This is a genomic window from Mesorhizobium sp. M0676 (genome assembly GCF_040320535.1).
Lineage (GTDB): Bacteria > Pseudomonadota > Alphaproteobacteria > Rhizobiales > Rhizobiaceae > Mesorhizobium.
Genome location: NZ_JAMYPU010000009.1, coordinates 29,354 through 47,407 on the forward strand (window position 1 = coordinate 29,354; position 18,054 = coordinate 47,407).

16 protein-coding genes and 1 tRNA gene are annotated in these 18,054 nt (G+C 63.4%); 4 read left to right on the plus strand and 13 right to left on the minus strand.

All coding sequences use genetic code 11. The annotated features are described in order from the left end of the window. The first annotated feature begins 292 nt into the window (after window positions 1-292). Window positions 293-1,396 carry a LacI family DNA-binding transcriptional regulator gene (locus tag NKI35_RS11945; protein ID WP_352740139.1) on the plus strand — a complete coding sequence of 368 codons (1,104 nt, stop codon included), beginning with the start codon at window positions 293-295 and terminating at the stop codon, window positions 1,394-1,396. 218 nt (window positions 1,397-1,614) lie between these two features. Next, on the plus strand, window positions 1,615-1,797 hold the full coding sequence (locus NKI35_RS11950; RefSeq protein ID WP_196815106.1) for a hypothetical protein: 183 nt from the start codon (window positions 1,615-1,617) through the stop codon (window positions 1,795-1,797). Window positions 1,798-2,124: 327 nt separating this feature from the next. On the opposite strand, the gene NKI35_RS11955 is transcribed toward NKI35_RS11950, so the two are convergent. The 13 genes from NKI35_RS11955 to NKI35_RS12015 form a co-directional block, all read right to left on the minus strand. Next, window positions 2,125-2,712: a hypothetical protein gene (locus tag NKI35_RS11955; RefSeq protein ID WP_023749330.1), complete on the minus strand. Its 588-nt coding sequence runs from the start codon at window positions 2,710-2,712 to the stop codon at window positions 2,125-2,127. A 541-nt stretch (window positions 2,713-3,253) separates the two neighbouring features. Then, a complete protein-coding gene (locus NKI35_RS11960; RefSeq protein WP_023734807.1) occupies window positions 3,254-4,165 on the minus strand; it encodes an ABC transporter permease in 912 nt (303 codons plus the stop codon). Continuing rightward, complete coding sequence (locus NKI35_RS11965; RefSeq protein WP_023744943.1) at window positions 4,162-5,262, minus strand: ABC transporter permease; 1,101 nt, start codon at window positions 5,260-5,262, stop codon at window positions 4,162-4,164. Before NKI35_RS11965 ends, NKI35_RS11960 begins: the two co-directional genes overlap by 4 nt. After that, window positions 5,259-6,782 carry an ABC transporter ATP-binding protein gene (locus NKI35_RS11970; RefSeq protein WP_352740142.1) on the minus strand — a complete coding sequence of 508 codons (1,524 nt, stop codon included), beginning with the start codon at window positions 6,780-6,782 and terminating at the stop codon, window positions 5,259-5,261. The genes NKI35_RS11965 and NKI35_RS11970 overlap by 4 nt, the downstream gene beginning before the upstream one ends. Before the next feature lie 3 nt (window positions 6,783-6,785). Next, entirely contained in the window at window positions 6,786-7,883 is a 1,098-nt protein-coding gene (locus NKI35_RS11975; RefSeq protein ID WP_352740277.1) for a BMP family ABC transporter substrate-binding protein, read from the minus strand. 26 nt (window positions 7,884-7,909) lie between these two features. Beyond that, complete coding sequence (locus tag NKI35_RS11980; protein ID WP_023744946.1) at window positions 7,910-9,289, minus strand: amidohydrolase; 1,380 nt, start codon at window positions 9,287-9,289, stop codon at window positions 7,910-7,912. A 1-nt stretch (window position 9,290) separates the two neighbouring features. Continuing rightward, complete coding sequence (locus tag NKI35_RS11985) at window positions 9,291-9,950, minus strand: glutathione S-transferase family protein (RefSeq protein WP_023695005.1); 660 nt, start codon at window positions 9,948-9,950, stop codon at window positions 9,291-9,293. Further along, on the minus strand, window positions 9,947-10,792 hold the full coding sequence (locus NKI35_RS11990; RefSeq protein ID WP_352740145.1) for an aromatic ring-hydroxylating dioxygenase subunit alpha: 846 nt from the start codon (window positions 10,790-10,792) through the stop codon (window positions 9,947-9,949). The genes NKI35_RS11985 and NKI35_RS11990 overlap by 4 nt, the downstream gene beginning before the upstream one ends. Beyond that, on the minus strand, window positions 10,789-11,442 hold the full coding sequence (locus NKI35_RS11995) for a Rieske 2Fe-2S domain-containing protein (protein ID WP_023671215.1): 654 nt from the start codon (window positions 11,440-11,442) through the stop codon (window positions 10,789-10,791). The genes NKI35_RS11990 and NKI35_RS11995 overlap by 4 nt, the downstream gene beginning before the upstream one ends. Before the next feature lie 157 nt (window positions 11,443-11,599). Continuing rightward, window positions 11,600-11,866, minus strand: a complete 267-nt coding sequence (locus NKI35_RS12000; protein ID WP_352740279.1) for an acylphosphatase — start codon at window positions 11,864-11,866, stop codon at window positions 11,600-11,602. Between the two features lie 259 nt (window positions 11,867-12,125). Then, window positions 12,126-12,202: transfer RNA gene (locus tag NKI35_RS12005), tRNA-Arg, on the minus strand. Window positions 12,203-12,364: 162 nt separating this feature from the next. Next, window positions 12,365-13,267, minus strand: coding sequence for a DUF1003 domain-containing protein (locus NKI35_RS12010; RefSeq protein ID WP_023752512.1), 903 nt, complete (start codon window positions 13,265-13,267; stop codon window positions 12,365-12,367). A 430-nt stretch (window positions 13,268-13,697) separates the two neighbouring features. After that, on the minus strand, window positions 13,698-14,663 hold the full coding sequence (locus tag NKI35_RS12015) for a D-alanyl-D-alanine carboxypeptidase family protein (protein ID WP_352740147.1): 966 nt from the start codon (window positions 14,661-14,663) through the stop codon (window positions 13,698-13,700). 236 nt (window positions 14,664-14,899) lie between these two features. Here NKI35_RS12015 and NKI35_RS12020 point away from each other — a divergent pair, with 236 nt between their 5' ends. Together NKI35_RS12020 and NKI35_RS12025 are read left to right on the plus strand one after the other, a co-directional pair. Next, window positions 14,900-16,711: a methyl-accepting chemotaxis protein gene (locus NKI35_RS12020; RefSeq protein WP_352740149.1), complete on the plus strand. Its 1,812-nt coding sequence runs from the start codon at window positions 14,900-14,902 to the stop codon at window positions 16,709-16,711. Between the two features lie 235 nt (window positions 16,712-16,946). Continuing rightward, the gene (locus NKI35_RS12025; RefSeq protein WP_023755467.1) at window positions 16,947-18,038 is read left to right on the plus strand and encodes a hypothetical protein; all 1,092 of its coding nucleotides are present in this window, start codon (window positions 16,947-16,949) and stop codon (window positions 18,036-18,038) included. The last annotated feature ends 16 nt before the right edge of the window (window positions 18,039-18,054 follow it).

Here is an 18,054-nt window from a genome sequence, read left to right on the forward strand (position 1 = left end):
ATTGACGTTACAGCGTCGTTTTGTATTAGTAAACACTATTAGCAGAGGTCTCGCGCGGACACTCGGCGGTGGCCCTAGGTCTAGTTTGCCCGAACAGTGCAGCACGGCTTCGCGCAAGCAGATGCCTTGCAGTCCTCGAATTTCACGCAGCCCGCAGCGGCATGGCGGGGAACTTCAAAGCTGCTAATAACGATAAACGCCTTCGACTATTTCCATTGGTCGACGGCGCGACACCATCTTGTCGGTGTGGCAGGCTTGCGACTAGACAGGCTGGGGATTGGGACGCAATGCCATGAGCGAGACGAGGGATCCGGACGACACGGCGAAGCGGCGCAAGGCGCCGGCGAGAGCCGCCAAGGGCGGCCGCGTCACCATGACCGACATCGCCAGGGCAGCCGGGTGCTCGCAGGCGACCGTCTCCTTCGTGCTCAACGATTCGCCCGGCATCCGGCTGTCGCAGCAGACGCGCGAGCGGGTGATCGACGCCGCGCGTGCGCTCGGCTACGCAGCACCCGCCTTCTCGGCGCTGCGCAAACCTGTTCCCGCCTTCGATGGACTTGACGGTGTCATCGGTTTCGCTGTCGACCAGCTGGCGACAAGCCCGGAAGCCGTTGTCGCCATCGAGGGCGCGCGCCAGGCGTCGTGGAACGCCGGCAATGTGTTGCTCGTCGCGCAGACCATGGGTGACGCCGTCATGGAGCCGCGCGCCATTGCGGCGCTCACCAGGCGCGGCATCTCGGCGCTGGTCTACATGACCATCTTCACCCGCGAGATCACGGCGCCGGGCTTCCTCTACGGCCTCGACATCCCGGTCATCCTGCTCAACTGCTACACGGCCGATTATGCCTTCCCGGCCGTGGTGCCGTCCGAGATCGCCGGCGGCCAGAACTCGACCCGGCATCTGATCGGCCACGGCCACCGCCGCATCGCCACCATCACCGGCGAGCCGTGGATGCAGGCCGCGCAGGACCGGCTCAAAGGCTACCGCAGGGCGCTCGCCACGGCCGACATCCCGTTCGATCCCGAACTGGTGGTCGAGGGCGACTGGTCGGCGAGCGCCGGCTACGCGGCGACCGTGAAGCTTTTGGCGCTGAAAGAGCGTCCGACCGCTATCTTCTGCCAGAACGACCGCACGGCCATCGGCTGTTACGAAGCGCTGAAGGAGGCGGGCCTGCACATCCCGCAGGACATCTCCGTCGTCGGCTATGACGACGAGGAGATCGCCCGTCACCTGTTCCCGCCGCTGACGACATCGATCCTGCCGCACATGGCGATGGGCCAATGGGCGATCGAACAGCTCGAAGTGCCGCCGCCTGCCGGCCGCGGCCGCTATCCCATCACCAAGCTGGAATGCCCGCTGGTCGAGCGGGAGTCTGTGGCAGCTGTGGCTGGATAAAGCTGAACCAACCCATCCCGATGCAAATCGGGATGGGTCTGTTTGGTGGTTGCGCCTCAGGGCAGGGACTATCCGGGAACGTGCCGCGGTTAGAACCGCAAGACGACAAAGGAGCGCCTGCGATAGCAGCGCCGGCGCAGCCGGCCATGCCTCCAGAACGTGCGGCAGTGCCGTCTCCAGACATGCCGCCTGTGGTGGCGACGATGGTGCCATCGCCGATGCGAGATCTGCTCGACATCGCCAGCGCCTTCGTCGTCATCAAACGAATTGGCATCCTGCTTGTCGAGTTCATCGAGAATGCCGTTACCGACATTGGGAACCCCGGCCACGGCCTCGAGAGGCCGAACCGCGGTAGCAAGCGCCGCGGCCCCCGCAACGCCAAACAATGCTGTCAAGAATGATCGCCGATCCATCAAAACCTCCATCAGCAAGACAAGGCTAACATGACGAGCCTAACACAAAGCAGCTAGAGCGGGTGATACAAAAGGCCAGAGGCGAATCTTCGAGCCGGCCCAAACGGGTGACCGGACGGACGGCAGAGGTCAGATTAAGGCCGCAACCGGGCGCCATGCGGAATGCCGCCGATGAAAGCGCACAGCCTGAGCGGTTCCGCCTTTCCGCGAAACTCTGAACCGCTTGGCAAAGCTACCCCCTAAGAATGCCCGCCACCTTGCGGCAGTGGCTGGCTGAGAGACTGACGCCCCACGGCAGATGCGATGTTGCGGTACTCAGCGCCGCGCCAATATCCGGCAGAGCTCCTTCAGGTCCCGGTCGTAGGTGCCCTTGCCGCTGAGCACGCTGGCGCAGCGTTTTTTCATCTTGGCGATCTGGCCGGCCGACATGGCGCTGATGGCAACCACCGCCGGCCGCGCCGGCACCGCTGGCGTGTTGGGATCCCTAGGGCTGGTGGACGTTGTCTGTGTGCCAATGCCGACGCCGACCCCGGCCGTCACTCCACTGCCCACCCCGACCCCGGCGCCGACCCCGACACTGCTGCCGACGGTTGCGCCGACCCCGACCCCGACGCCCGTGCCGACTGATACGCCGGCGCCGGCGGTAACGCCGCTGCCAACCGAGGCGCCGACACTGGCGGTGGTGCCGCTGGTGCCTCCGACCGTCGCTCCGGCATTGACGCCCTTGCTCCCGCCGACCGAGACACCGACGCCAAGCCCGCCGCCACTGCCGCCGACCGAAACACCCACCCCACCGCTGCCGCCGATGCCCACACTGAGCCCGCCCGCGCCAGCCGGAAAGCACAAAGCCACGGTAACCGCGCCGCCGGCCAAGACCTTTGTTAAACTTTTAAAGAAATCCATAACGCCGCTCCCCGTGTTGGTTGCCTGGACGCAGGTTTAATAGCATCCGTTACCAATATGATTACGCGAGTGTAGCGTTTTTAGTTCCTGCAAGAATAGGTAGTATTGGAAATCGTTGTTATGGCTTCTTGCGGCGACCAGAATATATATTTTGGAATTGGCGGAAAAAATCGAGGATTTGCGGTTAGACTCGGAACCTTAGACAGGCAGGACGAGTGCTCGCATGCGGGAATTTACCGGGCGCATGCCTCAGGCCATCTTGCGACGCCGCTTCGCTAGGCTGCGGTGGAGAATGGACCCTCGAGAATGGGGCTCGTACTGCAGAAAAGGGGACGACCCAAGAAACCCGCGACGATCTCCACCGATGTCGGGCGGCGTCACATCGTTCCGCTGCTCGCAGTCGACAGCGTCAGCGCTACCCTTGCGGGCATACCTTCGCCCCGTTTGGCGTTTCTGCCCTTTGGATCGGATGCCGATCGTCCGCTGGCGTTTCGAATCTCTTCAACTTACGCCGAGTTTCGCAAATCCACTTTCATCCCGGCTAACGTTCGAAGGGTTCGCCAAGCGAGGCGACACCGTTCAGCCTGAGCAAGCGGCGGTCCGCCGAGATGACACCGAGCACGACGATCGTAACGAGATAGGGAAGGCTGGAAAGCAGTTGCGATGGCAAGTCCAGACCGGTCGCCTGGGCGGCGAGGCTCATCAGCGAAACCGCGCCGAAGAGGCAGGCACCCAGGAAGATGCGGCCAGCGAGCCACGTACCAAAGACAACGAGTGCGATCGCGATCCAGCCACGTCCGGCAATCATACCGTCCGCCCAAAGGGGCGTGTACACCGCCGCCGCATAGGCGCCGGCAAAACCCGCCATCATGCCACCAAAAGCTATGGCCGCGACACGGATAGCGATGACCGGATAGCCGATGGCGTGGGCTGCCTTGGGATTCTCGCCGATTGCCCTCACGACAAGGCCGACTCTCGTATAGGCAAACATCGCCCAGATCGCAAACGTCACGGCAAGGGAAAGCCATACGACGACGTCCTGGACAAACAGCCTGCCGACTACCGGGATTTCCGAGAGGCCGGGAAAGACAAGTTTCGGGAGCCCCTTCACCGTCAAGCTCTCGTAGCTTTTGCCGAACAGCGCCGAAAGGCCTTGGCCGAGAATGCCGATCGCAAGGCCTGTCGCGACCTGGTTTGCCCGGAATCCGAGTGCCAGCACTGCAAAGACGAGGGACAGGACGGCGCTACCGAGGCCGGCGGCAACGAACCCCAGCAGGTGTCCACCGCCGTGGTAGACGACGATGAACGCGAGCACCGCGCCGAGGGCCATCAGGCCCTCTACGCCGAGGTTAAGAACACCGGCGCGCTCGACCACCAACTCGCCGAGTGCGGCAAGGAGAAAGGGGGTTGCCGCTGCGAGCATGCCCGAAATAATGAACTCGACGGCGTTCATGGCTGGCTCAGGTGATGGGGGCGGCGCCACTCGATGCGGTAGCGCACGAAGGCCACAGCGCCGAGATAGGCGAGCAGCAAGCTGCCTTGGAAGACGCGGACGGCGGCGATCGGCAGGTTTGCCGACACCATCGCATTGTCGCCGCCGATATAGAGGACAGCCATAAAGAGCGCGGAAAAGATGATGCCGACGGGATGCAAGCCGCCGAGATAGGCGACAATGATGGCCGCATAACCGTAGCCGGTCGAGATCGAGCGCTGCAGCTGGCCGAGCGGACCCGCGACTTCCGCCGCGCCTGCCAGTCCCGCCGCCAAGCCACCGATCAGAAGCGATAGCCAAATCGCACGCCCTTCGCTGAAGCCGGCGTAACCGGCCGCGCGCGGGGCAAGGCCGCCGACCTTGAGCTTATACCCCATGAAGCTTCGCTGCATGAAAACCCAGGCCACCAGCGAGAGCGCAAGTGTGATGAGCAGCGAGACGTTGACGCGGGTACCGGTGATCAGGGTCGGCACCATCGCGTCGTTCTGAAACATGACGGATTGTGGGAAATTGAAGCCGGCCGGGTCCTTCCATGGGCCGAGCAGCAGGTAGTTGAGGACTTGCGCCGCAACGAGGCTCAGCATCAGGGAGACCAGGATCTCGTTCGCATTGAGCCTGACGCGCCAGAAGGCGGTGATAGATGCCCAAAGCGCACCGCCGAGGGCACCGAGAAGCAGCATCAGCGGCCAGATCCACTGCCCGGTCGCCTGCGGAAACCAGACGGGGATCGCCGAGGCGAAAATAGCGCCCAGGATAAACTGGCCCTCCGCGCCGATGTTGAACACTTTTGCGCGGAAACCGATCGCCAGCCCCTGAGCAATGAGGAGAAGAGGCCCCGCCTTCAGCAGCACCTCCGCGAACGATGCCCAGGAGAGGAACGGCTCGAGAAGCATCGCGTACAGGACGGCCGCCGGATCTCGGCCTATCAGCACATAAAGGCCCAGATTGAGGATGATCGCCATGCCAAGCGCGACAGCCGGGGCCAGCATGGCCGCGACGAGCGAGGCATGCTCCCGGCGGACGAGCGCGGGGAGGAACGTCGCGGCCCAAACGCTCATGCAGGAACCTTCTCTGGCGAGGCATGTGCTCCGATCATGTATCTGCCGATGTCTTCGGGGCGCGTGTCCCGCGTGACCAGAGGCGGACTCAGCATTCCATGATGCAGCACCTGGATGAAATCGCAGAGTTCGAAAAGTTCCTCGAGTTCCTCGGAAATTACGAGGATCGCCACGCCCAGGTTGCGCAACGCGATGAGCCGCCTTCTGATGGCGGATGCAGCGCCAATGTCTACACCCCAGGTCGGCTGCGCCACGAAAAGCAGTTTTGGCGACAGCATCATCTCGCGACCGACGATGAATTTCTGCAAGTTGCCGCCGGACAGCGAGCCCGCTTCGGCATCCGGGCCGGAGGCGCGGACGTCGTACCGACGGATGCATTCGCTGGTGAAAGCCGTCGTTGCGGCGCTGTTGATTAGGCCGCGCCTCACGAGATCGAAAGGATGGGCGGTAAGAACGGTGTTGAGCACGAGCGACATTTCAGGGACCGCGCCGCGTCCCAGCCGGTCTTCGGGCACGAAGGCGAAGCCAAATCTCCTGCGCGCGGCCGCATCGAGTGTGCCTACGTCGCGGCCCATCATGTAGATCCGGTCGCGTTGTTCCTTCAGCAGCATCGCTTCGCCCGAGATGAGTGCGGCAAGTTCGCCTTGGCCATTGCCCGATATTCCGGCTATGCCAAGGATCTCGCCTGATCGTACCGTGAGGCTGATGCCGGAGAGCGGCGTGGCAAAGGGGTCGTCCGGCGTGTAGTCCATGCCGATTATTTCCAGCCGCTTCTCCCCCTCGGGCATGGCCAACGCGGGCATCACCTCGGGCATGTCGCGGCCGATCATCATCCGGGCGAGGTCGTGCGCATCATAGTCGCGCGGGTCGACGGTGCCGATAACGCGCCCTCCACGCAAGACCGTCGCCTGGTCACAGATCGTGCGAATTTCCTCCAGTTTGTGGGAGATGAACAGGATGGACACGCCGCGGTCGCGAAGGCGCCTGAGCGTGTCGAACAGCTTCTTCACCGCCTGCGGCGGCAAGACCGAGGTCGGCTCGTCGAGAATGAGCAGCTTCGGGTCCGTCATCAGGCAGCGGATGATCTCCACCCGCTGCCGTTCGCCGACCGAGAGCGCGTGCACATCGGCGAGAGGATCTACTTCAAGGCCAAAATTCTGGCCGAGGCTGCGGATGCGCCCCGCCAGCTCCGCCTTGCCGCCGGGGACGACGAGCTGGATGTTCTCGACGACAGTCAGCGTCTCGAACAGCGAGAAATGCTGAAAGACCATGCCGATGCCCCTGCGCCGTGCCTCAGCCGGCGAGGCAAGGCGCAGAGGCTCTCCGTTCCAGACGACGGTGCCTTCGTCCGGCTGTTCAACGCCATAGATGAGCTTCATCAGCGTCGATTTGCCCGCCCCATTCTCCCCGAGAATCGCATGGATCGATTGGTGCGCCACGTCCAGATCGATGGCTTGGTTGGCCCGGATCTGGCCGTAGCTCTTCGAGATGCCGCGGAGCGACAGAAGGGGCGGGGTCATGACTTACTTCGGCAGTGGTGTGGTGACACCCTTGACGTGCCAGTCCATCGCGACGATCTCGGGATCCGCTATCGTCGCACCGGCGGCGGCGGCTTCGCTGCCGTCGGCCTTGGTGATTGGACCTGTGAAGGGCGAGAAGCTGCCGTCGGCGATCTTCGCCGCCACTTCCTTGATCTTCGTCATCGTGTCGGCTGGGATACCTGAGTTCCAGTCCACGACCTCCACCACTTTTTCGGCGACGCCGAGGAAGGTGTTGGCGCCCTTGAAGGTTCCGGCCAGATGGGCATCCACGGAAGCCTTAAAGAAGGGCGACCAGTCCGTCGCGATGCAGCCGAGATATTTCTTCGGCGCATATTTCTTCATCGACGAATTGAGGTTGAACGCATAGACGCCAGCCTCCTCGCAGGCCGAGATCACGGAGGGTGTGTCCTGCGCGTTCGAGAAGATCACGTCGCAGTTCTGTGCCATCAGCGCCTTGGCGGCTTCCTGTTCCTTGGCCGGGTCGAACCAGGAGTTCACCCAGACGACCGATACCTCGATATCGGGATTTACAGTCTGTGCGCCGAGCGTGAATGCGTTGATCGAGGTGATCAGCTCCGGAATGGCGAAGGCCGAGACGGAGCCGAGCTTGCCGGTCTTGGAAAGAGCCGCGGCGGCTATGCCGAGCAGGTAAGTGCCCTGGAAATACTTCGCCGCGAAGGGCGAGAAATTCGGCGCGGTCTGGAAGCCGGAGGCATGCAGCACGGTGACCCCAGGATCGCGGCGGGCGATCTGTAATGCACCATTCTGGTAGCCGAATGAGCCGGCGATCAGGAACTTGTTGCCGTCGGCGACGGTCTTGTTCATGATCCGGTCGGCGTCCGGCCCTTCGGCGATGTTCTCGATGACGGTGATCTTCACCTTGTCGCCGTACGCGGCCTTAACCGGCTCGAGCCCGGCGGCGAGCGCATGGCCCCAGCCGACATCGCCGACCGGCGACGGGAGCACGAGCGTGATACCGAGCGGCTCGTCGGCCGCAAAGGCGGGACGGCTGCCAAGCGCGCCGGCAAGCCCCGTCGCGGCAAGGCCCTTCATCAGAGTTCTGCGGGTCAGATAGTTCAGCATGTCAGTTCCCCTGTCTTAAGTTGTTAGAATTCCACCGCGGCAAAAGCGGCTTCCGCGTCCGCAGCAAGCCGGGTCTCGTTCAGCCCGGTAAACGCACCCTTCTCCCAGACGATGCGGCCGTTGATCATGGTCATGTCGGTGGGCATGCCGATGCCGACCTTGGCGATCAGGCTCAATGGATCGTGGCGCGTGCCGACATAATCCATGCGGCGCGTGTCGATCGCGAAGAGGTCGGCGGCCATGCCGGGCGACAGTCGGCCGATGTCATTGCGGCCCAGAAGCGCGGCCCCGCCCGTTGTCGCATAGCCGAGGAAATCGACCGGCGCAGGCACGGGATGAGCGCGCGTCGAGGCCGCCAGGCATTGCAGCATGTAGGCGGAATGGATGCAGTGCATGAGGTTGGAATTGTCGTTCGAGGCAGCACCGTCGCAGCCGAGACCGACGCGCAGGCCAAAGGCGGACATGGCGGGAATATCAGTCACCTCCGCGCCCACCAGATAGACCGGCTCCGGGCAATGCGAGACACCGGTGCCGCTCGCCGCCATCAGCCGCAGTTCGTCATGCGTCAGCTCCCAGCAATGGGCATAGAAAGTGTCTCGGCCGGCAAATCCGAGGTCCTCGAGATAGTCCACCGTACGCATGCCATGGCGGGCCTCGATGATCGGGCTTTCGCCCTCGCCGACATGGGTGTGCATCCGCACCCCGCGATCACGCGCCAGCGAAACCGATTCCACGAAGGTCTCGCGGTAGCAGTTGACCGGCTGGCAGGGAGCGACCACGACCTGACGCATGCTGAAGGGACTGGTGTCGTGATAAGTGTCGATGAGGCGTGCGCAGTCGGCAATGAATTCGTCCGTGGTCTCCAGCATCTCGTCTGGAATGGTCGAGCCTTCCGATTTTGGCAGCGTGTTGCCGCCGCGGCCGGCGTGGAAACGCATGCCGAGAAGGTCGGCCGCTTCGAACTGCCGGTCGATGAGCCGTTTTCCGGCATGGAGCGGAAAATTGTACTGGTGGTCGAAGGCCGTCGTGCAACCGTGCTTTATCAACTCTGCCATCGCCGTGATCGAGGCGTGGTAGAAACAATCCTCGTTTAGCCGGGAGAAGATCGGATAGATCCGGTCGAGCCATTCGATGACCGACAGCTTCGTCCAGTCGAGGTCGGCACGGTTGCGCACAAAGCACTGAAAGAAGTGATGGTGCGTGTTGACGAGGCCGGGATAGACGAACCAGCCGTCGGCGTCCTGCACGATAGTACCGGCCGGCAACTCGCTTCTGTGGAGGCCTTGCCCGATTGCCTCGATCTGCGGGCCATTCGTCAGCACATCGACATTGCGCCGGACGCTCGGACCCCTGCCCTCGTCGGTGATGACCGCTGCGCAATTCTTCAGGAGATAGCCGGTCACCTCACGCCTCGTCCGGTATGGGTGGCGGTTCGGGCTTCAACTCGTGCAGCCGGTGGATACCGGGCATCTCGATGAAATTGTCGAGGCTGCGGAGCGCTCGCGACCAGAGCCGGATCGTGGGATACGGATCGAGGGAAACGCCACCGTCGGGCGCGAGCGCGACATAGGGAAAGCAAGCAATGTCGGCAATCGTCGGCCGGTCGGATGCGAGAAACCGATCGCCACGCATTTTTTGTTCGAAGAGGCCGGCTTCCAGCTCACGTAGTGCCGCTATGCCATTGGCCTGAAGCGCACCGATGTCACCGGGGCGCAGCAGCATCTCATGCAGGCGCGCGCCGCCGAGATTGGCGGTCAGCCTGTGCGAGAAGGAAAGCCATTGCTGGATGCGCGCCGTCTCCTTGGGGGCGCCGCTGCCGAGCCAGGCCGGTGCTGCCTTCGCGGCGAGATAGCCAAGCATGGCGGAAGACTCGGTCAGGATCAGGTCGCCGTCTTCAAGGATCGGGATGGAGCCTCCCGGATTAAGCGCCATAAGCTCGGGGCCACGATGCTCGGCGCCGGGATGGAAGTCGACCGGGCGGATTTCGAGCTTCACACCTGACAGCGTGGCCATCAGGCGCACCTTGTAGCAACTTGGGGAGAGGATGTAGTCGTAAAGCTTCATTGTGCCACCAATTGCGCGCCGTAGGTATAATTGTGGCGCTTCAGCCAGCGGCGATAGGCGACCGAGGTCAGGTCGGCGCGCGTGGGGATTTCCATGCCGGGATCGAGCGGCAGAAGACGCGGGATCTGGTTTTCGAGGATCGAGCGGTCCTGCAGGAAAATCGTCTGCTGGAAATGGATGAGGTCGGTCTGTGGCGTCTCGTCATCGAAAAGCGCCATCCATGGCCAGACGTCGCAGAGATCTTCGGCAAGCGGCTGGACGAATAGCGTAATGACATCCCATTCGCCCGGGCGCGGCGGGCAGGTCTTGTAGAGGACTGAGCAGGTCGGAGCCGGCACGCGGTACATGTATTCCGTCGTGATACCTCCGCTCGCGGATTTCGCCGCCTGCGGCTGGTAGAACTTCACCTGGGTCGCCCAGACCTCGTCCTCCTCCTCGCGGATCTCGACCTTGTAGTTTTCGACCTCGGTATGCGGCTCCGAGCCGAGGATGTCGGTATGGACGAAGGGGAAGTGTGCGATGTCGAGGAAGTTCTCGACGGCGCGGAGCGGCGAGCAGCGCACCCGCACCACGCCGACATCGACGAAGCGGCGCCCGGGCTGGTCTGCCTCGGGAATCGGGAAGACCGGTTTCTTCGGTTCGCCGAGCGACGACCAGATATGGCCATAGCGCACCGAAACCGGCAGCACGCGCCCGTTTTCGCCTGTCACTTTCGTCGCGCCATTGGCGTCGAGCGCAACCTTGATCGGCTCGTCCATCAGGGTGGTCTCGCGCCCATAGCGGTCGAGCCGGCTGAAAAGCCCGACCGGATACCATTCGTCGCGCATCGCATCGTCGATCATGGCACAGCCCCTTTCGCCTCGATCCCTTCGGCCATGCGCCGAAGGCTCTCGGCGGCTCGCGAGGCGGCGATGCGCTCGGACGCATCGCAATCGGCTGGAACAAGGACGTGGATCAGCGTCTCGCCGGCTTCCTGCGGGATAGGCAGCAGGCGGATTGCCGGCGCGCCGGGCGCCTGCCAGACGTATCCTTCAACGGTGGCCTTCGTACCGGCAGCGACCGAGAGTGCCGAACATCCGGCGCGGGCCGTCAATGAACGGAGCGGGACGTAACCCTCAAAAAGGGGTGGCTTGCCGTCAGGCTCTCCATCAGCGACCCAGATGATCCCGCCCGCCTCTTCGACCAACCGGGTCGCAACGCGAATCGTCTCCGGCGGCGTGAGGCTGGGATGGGCAGGAATGCGCAGGCACTGACCGGCCTGCGAATAGGTCCAGCCGTGATAGATGCAGGAGAGCGCCTCGCCGCGCACGAAGCCATGGGAGAGGCGCATGCCGCGATGCGGACAGCGATCCGCCGATGCCGCCAAGCGCCCCGATTGGCTTCGCCAGAGGGCAATGGGACCGGCGGGCGTCCGCGCCGGCATTACCTGTCCTGTTGGCAGATCCTGGGTAAGGGCGACCGGCACCCAGGTGTCCGTCTTGTCGGACAGCATGACCTTACTTTCCGTACTGATACTACTGTTTCCCGACCAGAGAGATGCCGGCGCAAGGAGTTGGCGAACCGCTCGATGCGGCTGACGTATGCATAATTATTTCGCAATTGCAATATTGATTAAATTAAGTGCAAACGGAGGGTAACCACACGCAAAGCTATATGTTTTTTTGCTCGACAGGCGCGCGGTCGATCGTCTCGACCCAGACGTCAATGGGCCCAAGCGAACATCCCATCTCCATCATGTCGATCAGTTCCGCCGTACCGGCAATATCGAGTTCGATGCGATCGGTGCTTGCATGAGCGATGTGGTGCGCGAGACCGAGCTTGGCCGCATGGCGCATGATCCAGGGCAGGAAGGACGCGGGTTCGAGGTGGCCGCGAATGGTCATCCGCTCATGCAAGCGGTGTTGACTTTGCTTCATCACGAACGCGCGCCTTGGTGTCACGGTCAGCAGCATAGCGTCTGACTGAACGGGCGGAAGTGGTAATCGACGCGCCAATAACACCGAATATCGACTGATCGCCCGTGCCTAGACCCGGGCACTCATGCATGTCGCCCAGAAGTGCCGCGGTTCTGGGACAACGACATCCATTAAAACAAAGACTTCAAGCGGGTCGCATGGATCCGTTCAGCGTGACGCGCTTAAGGGTTATCTGAGCTATTGTAATACATGGGTAGATTGGCGCACCCGACAGGATTCGAACCTGTGACCTCTGCCTTCGGAGGGCAGCGCTCTATCCAGCTGAGCTACGGGTGCCTTCAAGGAACCTGAAAACGAACCAGCCGATAGGCCGGCCAGCCACGGCTTCTTAGCGGAAGCCGCGCCGGGCTTCAACGGGCAATTGGCGTGGCGATATTTTCGAAGCCACGTCGCGCGGCTTGGCAACTTCGCGTCCGCCCTGCAGCCTCAGCCCGGGACTCACCCCGCCACCTCCACCTTCGCCACCCGCCTGCGCACCCTGCGCGGCGCCCGCTTCGCCTTCTTCGCGCCGGTCAGTTCGTGCATCGCATCCAGCTGCATCTGCTGCATTTCGGCCAGCCGCGTCCATTGGCGCGAGATCAGATAGTCGAGCTTTTCGTGCAAATGGCGCACTTCCAGCTCGGCTTTCAGGTTGACCCGGTAGTCGTTGAACGAGCGCAGGCGATCCTTGGCCTCCGTCCGTCTCTGGCTCATCATGATGATCGGCGCCTGGATGGCGGCGATGCAGGAGAGCAGCAGGTTGAGCAGGATGAAGGGGTAGGGGTCGAAGGCGCTGCTCACGCCCGCGATCAAATTGATGCCGATCCACACCGCAAGCACGCTGCCGAACGAGATCAGGAACCACCAGCTGCCGCCAAAAGCCGCCATGTTGTCGGAGACGCGGTCGGCGAACGAGCGGTGCTCCTCGAACTCCTCTTCCGAGTTTTCCGAAATCGTGTCCTGCCTGGCGATCGATTCGACCACCTGGCGGTCGAGCTCGGAGAATTCGCCATGCTCCTGCTGCAGCAACTCCTCCATGTAGCGCATGCGGTAGCGGCCGAGCTCTTCGCGGCTGATGCGGGCGCCGCGCGGCAGGTCGGGATGGTCGGAGCGGATGCGGTCGGCCAGGCTTGGCCGCAGGTCGTCGATGCGCACCAGGTCGCGCTTGCGGAATTTGCGGCCCGATATCGCCGATGGTTTCCGCTTCGGCTTCAGGCGGCCATGGGGTTCGGAGTCCGGCACATCGGGCGCTTCCAGCGCCTCGTCGGCCACCAGCTCGGCGTCGTGGTCGGTCGGCGCCTCGAAATACTCGCCGCCGCTGTCGTTTTCATTGTCGGCCTGTTCGGATGGGTTTGGGCTCATGATGCCGGCTCCTGCTGTCGCGCCCACGATACGCCAAGGCGAGGCGGCATAGCCACTGTGGCGGTGAAGATTGGGGGCTTGTGCAAGCGCTTGTGATGAATGCCTGCTGCAATTGCCTGTGGCGGCGCAGCCCCCGGGGCCTCGCTCGCCTGCTGCTCGGCAACCAGACCGCCGAAGTGCTGTTGCCGACGAAGGTCGCGCCTGCTGCAGAGTTAAGATGAGGCAGCGATCCTTCACGACCCCCCTCTGTCCTGCCGGACATCTCCCCCTCAAGGGGGGAGATCAGATGTCGCCATGGCTTCGCCAAACACGAAAGAGAGGCGAGACGCCGAAGCTGCTAATCTCCCCACTTGAGGGGGAGATGGCCGGCAGGCCAGAGGGGGGTGCTGTCCCGCCGGCGTTTCAGAGTTCCTCCACCCAACGACGGGTTCTATTGCGGCGGTAAACCAGGCAACTGCGACCCCTGCGCCGGCAAACCAGGCGGCGGCAGGCTGGGCGACGCGGCCGGCTGATCTCCCGCAAACATCAGCCGCGTCTTCGTATCGGCCATGGCGGGCGACAGACTGCGCTGGATCAGCGCTTCGACATGGTCGTTGCGCTGCCTAGCGCTGTCGGCGCCCATCACCACCACGATCAGATGCCGGCCGTCGGCATTGTAGGACGTGACGATATTGTAACCGGATGCCCTGATATAGCCGGTCTTGATGCCGTCGACGCCGCGCACCCGGCCGAGCATGTCGTTGTGGCCGCGCACCAGCCGACCGCGGAACATGAAGTCGCTTTCGGAGAAATAGTGGAACTGCTGCGGGAAGCGGGCGCGCAGCGCCATCCCCAGCGTCGCCATGTCGCGCGCCGATGTGTGCTGGCCATCGTCGGGCAGGCCCGATGCGTTGCGGAAGACGGTGCTGCTCATGCCGATCTGGCGCGCCTTCGAGGTCATCATGGCGGCGAACTGGTTCTCCGAGCCGCCGAGATATTCGCCCACCGCCACCGCCACGTCATTGGCCGACTTGACCACGATCGCCCGGATCGCCGAATCGACATCGATGCTCTCGCCGCGCTTGAAGCGCAATTTGGTCGGCGGCTGCCGGGCGGCATTCTCGGAGACCGGGATCCGGGTTTCCTTCGAGACGCGGCCGGTCTCCAGCGCCTCGAACAGCAGGTAGAGCGTCATCATCTTGGTCAGCGACGCCGGATAGCGTTGCGCCCTCGAACTGACCTCGAACAGCGTCTTGCCACTGCCGGCATCGATTACGATGGCGGCATATTTCTCCTGCGGCGCCGGCACCGCCAGCACGCTGTCGGGCGGTGCGGTGGTGCTGCAGCCGGCCACGAAGACAAGCAGCAGGGCTGCGAGAAATTTTTGGACGAGGGAGGGTAGATGGAAGTTTGGCAAGGCAAGTCCGGCGTTGCTGAGAGGGCCGGAACCTAGCCTAACCCATTGTGTTCGTCCATTTGGTTAATGGCGGAGCTGCCAATCTCCCCGCTTGCGGGGGAGATTAGCTGTGACTTCGGTCTTCGCTACTCACCAACTCCGTAATCCCCGCCCCGAAATCGCCTGCTTCCTGTCCTGTTTTGCCTGCGGGGTCGCGGTGCTGCTATAGAGGCGGCAATTGCTTGGGGGATTTGACAATGACCGGTGACATCGGCGCGGCTGCGCCATCTCTTATCAGGGCTTCGCTCAGCCGCACCGGCAAATGGGCCGGCAGCGTCGCTTTCATCGGCGGCGCGGCTTCCGACATCCTCAATCCGCTGGCGCCGTTCGCCGCCTATATCGCGCTGGTCGCTTCGGTTGCCGCCGCCATCATCGCCATTGCCATCGTTCTGCGGCTGGTGCTGGCCGCCAAAGCGCTGCCGGCGCTGATCTTTGCCACCAGCGCTGCCGCCGTCGCCGGCGGCGTCTATGGCCTGCAGCAGCAGACCAATTCGCAGAACGGTGTGATCGCCGGCCTGGTGCCGGCCATCGCCCAGTTGCAGCAGCAGATGGGCATCGTCTCGGCCAGGGTGGCCAGGATCGAGCAAACGGTAACCGAGACGAAGCTGGCGGTCGACCAGGTCAAGCAATCGACCGACGCGGTGGCGAAGAAGACCGAGGAAATTGCGTCGACCCAGCAGCAGCAGGCTGAGCAGGGCGCGCAGACGCAAAAGTCGGTAGAGGCGGTCAAGCAGACGACCGAAACGCTCGCTGCCGGCCAGCAGAAACAGGCCGAGCAGGCGGATAAGCTTCAGGCGACCACCGAGCAGATCGCCGCCTCGATCGACACCATCGCCAAGGGCTTTGCCGCATTGGCCGCGCAGGGCGGGACGATCGCCGAGCCGAAGCGGCCGGACGAATTCTATCACAATGCCCGCGTCTACGAGCTTTCCGGCGACATGCTGAATGCGCGGCGCTCCTATCTCGCTTTCGCCGGTTTCGACGTCGACGCCGTCGATCCCTACACACGCTTCGCCACCCTGCTGCGCGTGCAGGACGGCAAGGCCGGCGCCCGCGAAGTGTTCGGCGCCCTGGCCGACAAGGCCAAGGCGCTGTCGATCAAGCTGGTCCATATCCTGCAGTTCGACGATGCCCAACGTCTCGATAAGCTCAACGCCTTCATCGCGGCCAATCCGGATTTCGCACCGGCCTATTACCTGCTCGCGCAGGAGTTTTCCGAGGATCGCCTCGGCGTCCAGTCGCTGTCCGACAAGCGCAGCGAGGCCGAGGCGCTGACCAGGTTCGTCTCCTATGAAAAGGAAGGCGGGCTGCTCAAATATTTCGTCGACCAGACGCAGCTCACCGACTGGCTCGACCGCAGCCGTACCCGCCTGACGGCGCTTGGCGACGTGCTCGACCCAGCACGCTTTGCCCCGACGTTGACGCCGATGCGCTCCAATGCCGGCTGGACGATCTCCATCTCGCTGCCCGAGGCCGCGACCGGCATTTCCTGGCGCATGGGTGTGTCAGGTCCGTTCACCGACACCGGGCTGATGGCGATGAACGACCAGCGCACCGGCAAGCCGATGCCCAATCCGAGCTTCGAATTGCCCGACAGCACCACGGCCACCACCATCGGGGTCAAGTATCTCGATCTCAGGGGCCGCGAGACCGGGCCGTTCAACATAAGTTTCGATCCGGACGCAGCGCTGCAACAGGGCAACAAACAGATCCTCGACCAGTTCTGGACGTCGTGGATCGCCTTCGACGCCAGCGGCAATCATGGCCTGGTCTATTTCTCCCAGATGCTGTCGTTCCGCTGCGGCATCAAGGAGGTGCGCTACAGCCTGAACGGCACGGCGCTCGACAGGGAGATCAAGCTGCCGCCTTGCGACAAGAAGGACCCGTACGCCATTCCTTATGACTACCAGCCTTACTTCAAGGTCGCCGACAACGTGACGTCGATGGCGGTGCAGGTCACCTACACCGACGGCACCAAGTCGCCGGTGCGCGAGTATAAGCGGCAGTAGGCGCCCACCCTCCCCCATGTGGGGAGGGTCGATCCGCGTAGCGGATCGGGGTGGGGGTCCTCGTAGGGCGCTACCCCCACCCGTCGATCGATCTCCGCTTCGCTCCGATCGCTCGCCGACCCTCCCCACAAGGGGGAGGGTAAAAATCGCCCTGATGCAAAATGCCGGTCGCTGTGCTTGCGCATCCCTCGCGGAGCGGGTTTGTTCGCTGCCATCAGAATCAGCAGGTGCGCGGATGGATACGGTCACGATCAAGGCAAAGGGCATTTCGGTCACGCTCGATCTCACTGTCGGCCATATCGCCGACATAACGGTCGACAGCGATGGCCGCCAGCTGAAGCCGCTGCACCGCGCGCCCTGGATAGATGCTGGCGAGACGCTGCCGCCGGACCTGCCTGAAGGCACGGTGCGGCTGTCGGGCGATTTCCTATGCGCACCGTTTTCGGCCAGCGACATCGAGGCCGCACCGCTGCATGGCTGGCCGGCCAACAGCCCCTGGGATGTCACCGTCAGCGAAGCGACATCCGACGGCTGGCGGGCCGTCTTCCGGTTGCGCCGCACGGTGATGGGCGCGACGGTCGACAAGATCTTCACGCTCCGCAACAGTCATCCCTTTCTCTATCAGGAGCATGTCTTTTCCGGCGGTTCCGGAGCGGTCTCCGCCGCCCACCATCCGATGGCGGCGATGCGCGATGGCGGCCGGCTGGCCTTTTCGCCGAAGCGCTTTGCCGGGACACTGGACGCACCGCTGGAGCCCGATCCGGCCCGCGGCCGCTTCAAGCTTTCCTATCCCGCCCGCTCGACCGATCTGACGCGCTTTCCAGCCACTGGCGGCGGCACGCTCGATCTCACCGACTACCGCATGGAGGATGAGCGCGAGGATTTCATCACCCTGGTCGAAGCCGATCATGACGGTCCGGGCTGGACGGCGCTGGCGCGCCGGGCCGAACAGGATCTGGTGCTGGTGCTGAAGAACCCGGCGGAGCTTCCGGTCACCATGCTGTGGTTCAGCAATGGCGGCCGCGACTACGCGCCGTGGAGCAGCCGCCATCGCGGCGTGCTGGGCATCGAGGACGGCCGCGCCGCCATCGGCCATGCCGCATCGATCGACGACAATTGGCTGAAGCGCGAAGGGGTCGCGACCGCTTTTACCCTCGGCGGCGAAGTCTCCTTCCGCCATGTCATCGGCACGCTGCCGCTGGCGAGCGGCGAGCCGCCGCGCGCTATCGGGACAGCCTCAGGTCACATGCATCTCACCGGAGCCGATGGTTCGACCCGCGATGTCGCATTCGACAGCGATTTCCTGCGGATCGGCCAGCCCGGCTGATTTTCGAACGCTGGCC

Bases quoted from the DNA above. Each gene is read 5' to 3' on its own strand.
- NKI35_RS11995 (WP_023671215.1), bottom strand. From the start codon at position 11,442: ATGCTGTCCGACAAGACGGACACCTGGGTGCCGGTCGCCCTTACCCAG.
- NKI35_RS11955 (WP_023749330.1), bottom strand. From the start codon at position 2,712: ATGGATTTCTTTAAAAGTTTAACAAAGGTCTTGGCCGGCGGCGCGGTT.
- NKI35_RS11950 (WP_196815106.1), top strand. From the start codon at position 1,615: ATGCGAGATCTGCTCGACATCGCCAGCGCCTTCGTCGTCATCAAACGA.
- NKI35_RS12020 (WP_352740149.1), top strand. From the start codon at position 14,900: ATGACCGGTGACATCGGCGCGGCTGCGCCATCTCTTATCAGGGCTTCG.
- NKI35_RS12025 (WP_023755467.1), top strand. From the start codon at position 16,947: ATGGATACGGTCACGATCAAGGCAAAGGGCATTTCGGTCACGCTCGAT.
- NKI35_RS11985 (WP_023695005.1), bottom strand. From the start codon at position 9,950: ATGAAGCTTTACGACTACATCCTCTCCCCAAGTTGCTACAAGGTGCGC.
- NKI35_RS12000 (WP_352740279.1), bottom strand. From the start codon at position 11,866: ATGAAGCAAAGTCAACACCGCTTGCATGAGCGGATGACCATTCGCGGC.
- NKI35_RS11990 (WP_352740145.1), bottom strand. From the start codon at position 10,792: ATGATCGACGATGCGATGCGCGACGAATGGTATCCGGTCGGGCTTTTC.
- NKI35_RS11945 (WP_352740139.1), top strand. From the start codon at position 293: ATGAGCGAGACGAGGGATCCGGACGACACGGCGAAGCGGCGCAAGGCG.
- NKI35_RS11970 (WP_352740142.1), bottom strand. From the start codon at position 6,782: ATGACCCCGCCCCTTCTGTCGCTCCGCGGCATCTCGAAGAGCTACGGC.
- NKI35_RS11965 (WP_023744943.1), bottom strand. From the start codon at position 5,262: ATGAGCGTTTGGGCCGCGACGTTCCTCCCCGCGCTCGTCCGCCGGGAG.
- NKI35_RS12010 (WP_023752512.1), bottom strand. From the start codon at position 13,267: ATGAGCCCAAACCCATCCGAACAGGCCGACAATGAAAACGACAGCGGC.
- NKI35_RS11960 (WP_023734807.1), bottom strand. From the start codon at position 4,165: ATGAACGCCGTCGAGTTCATTATTTCGGGCATGCTCGCAGCGGCAACC.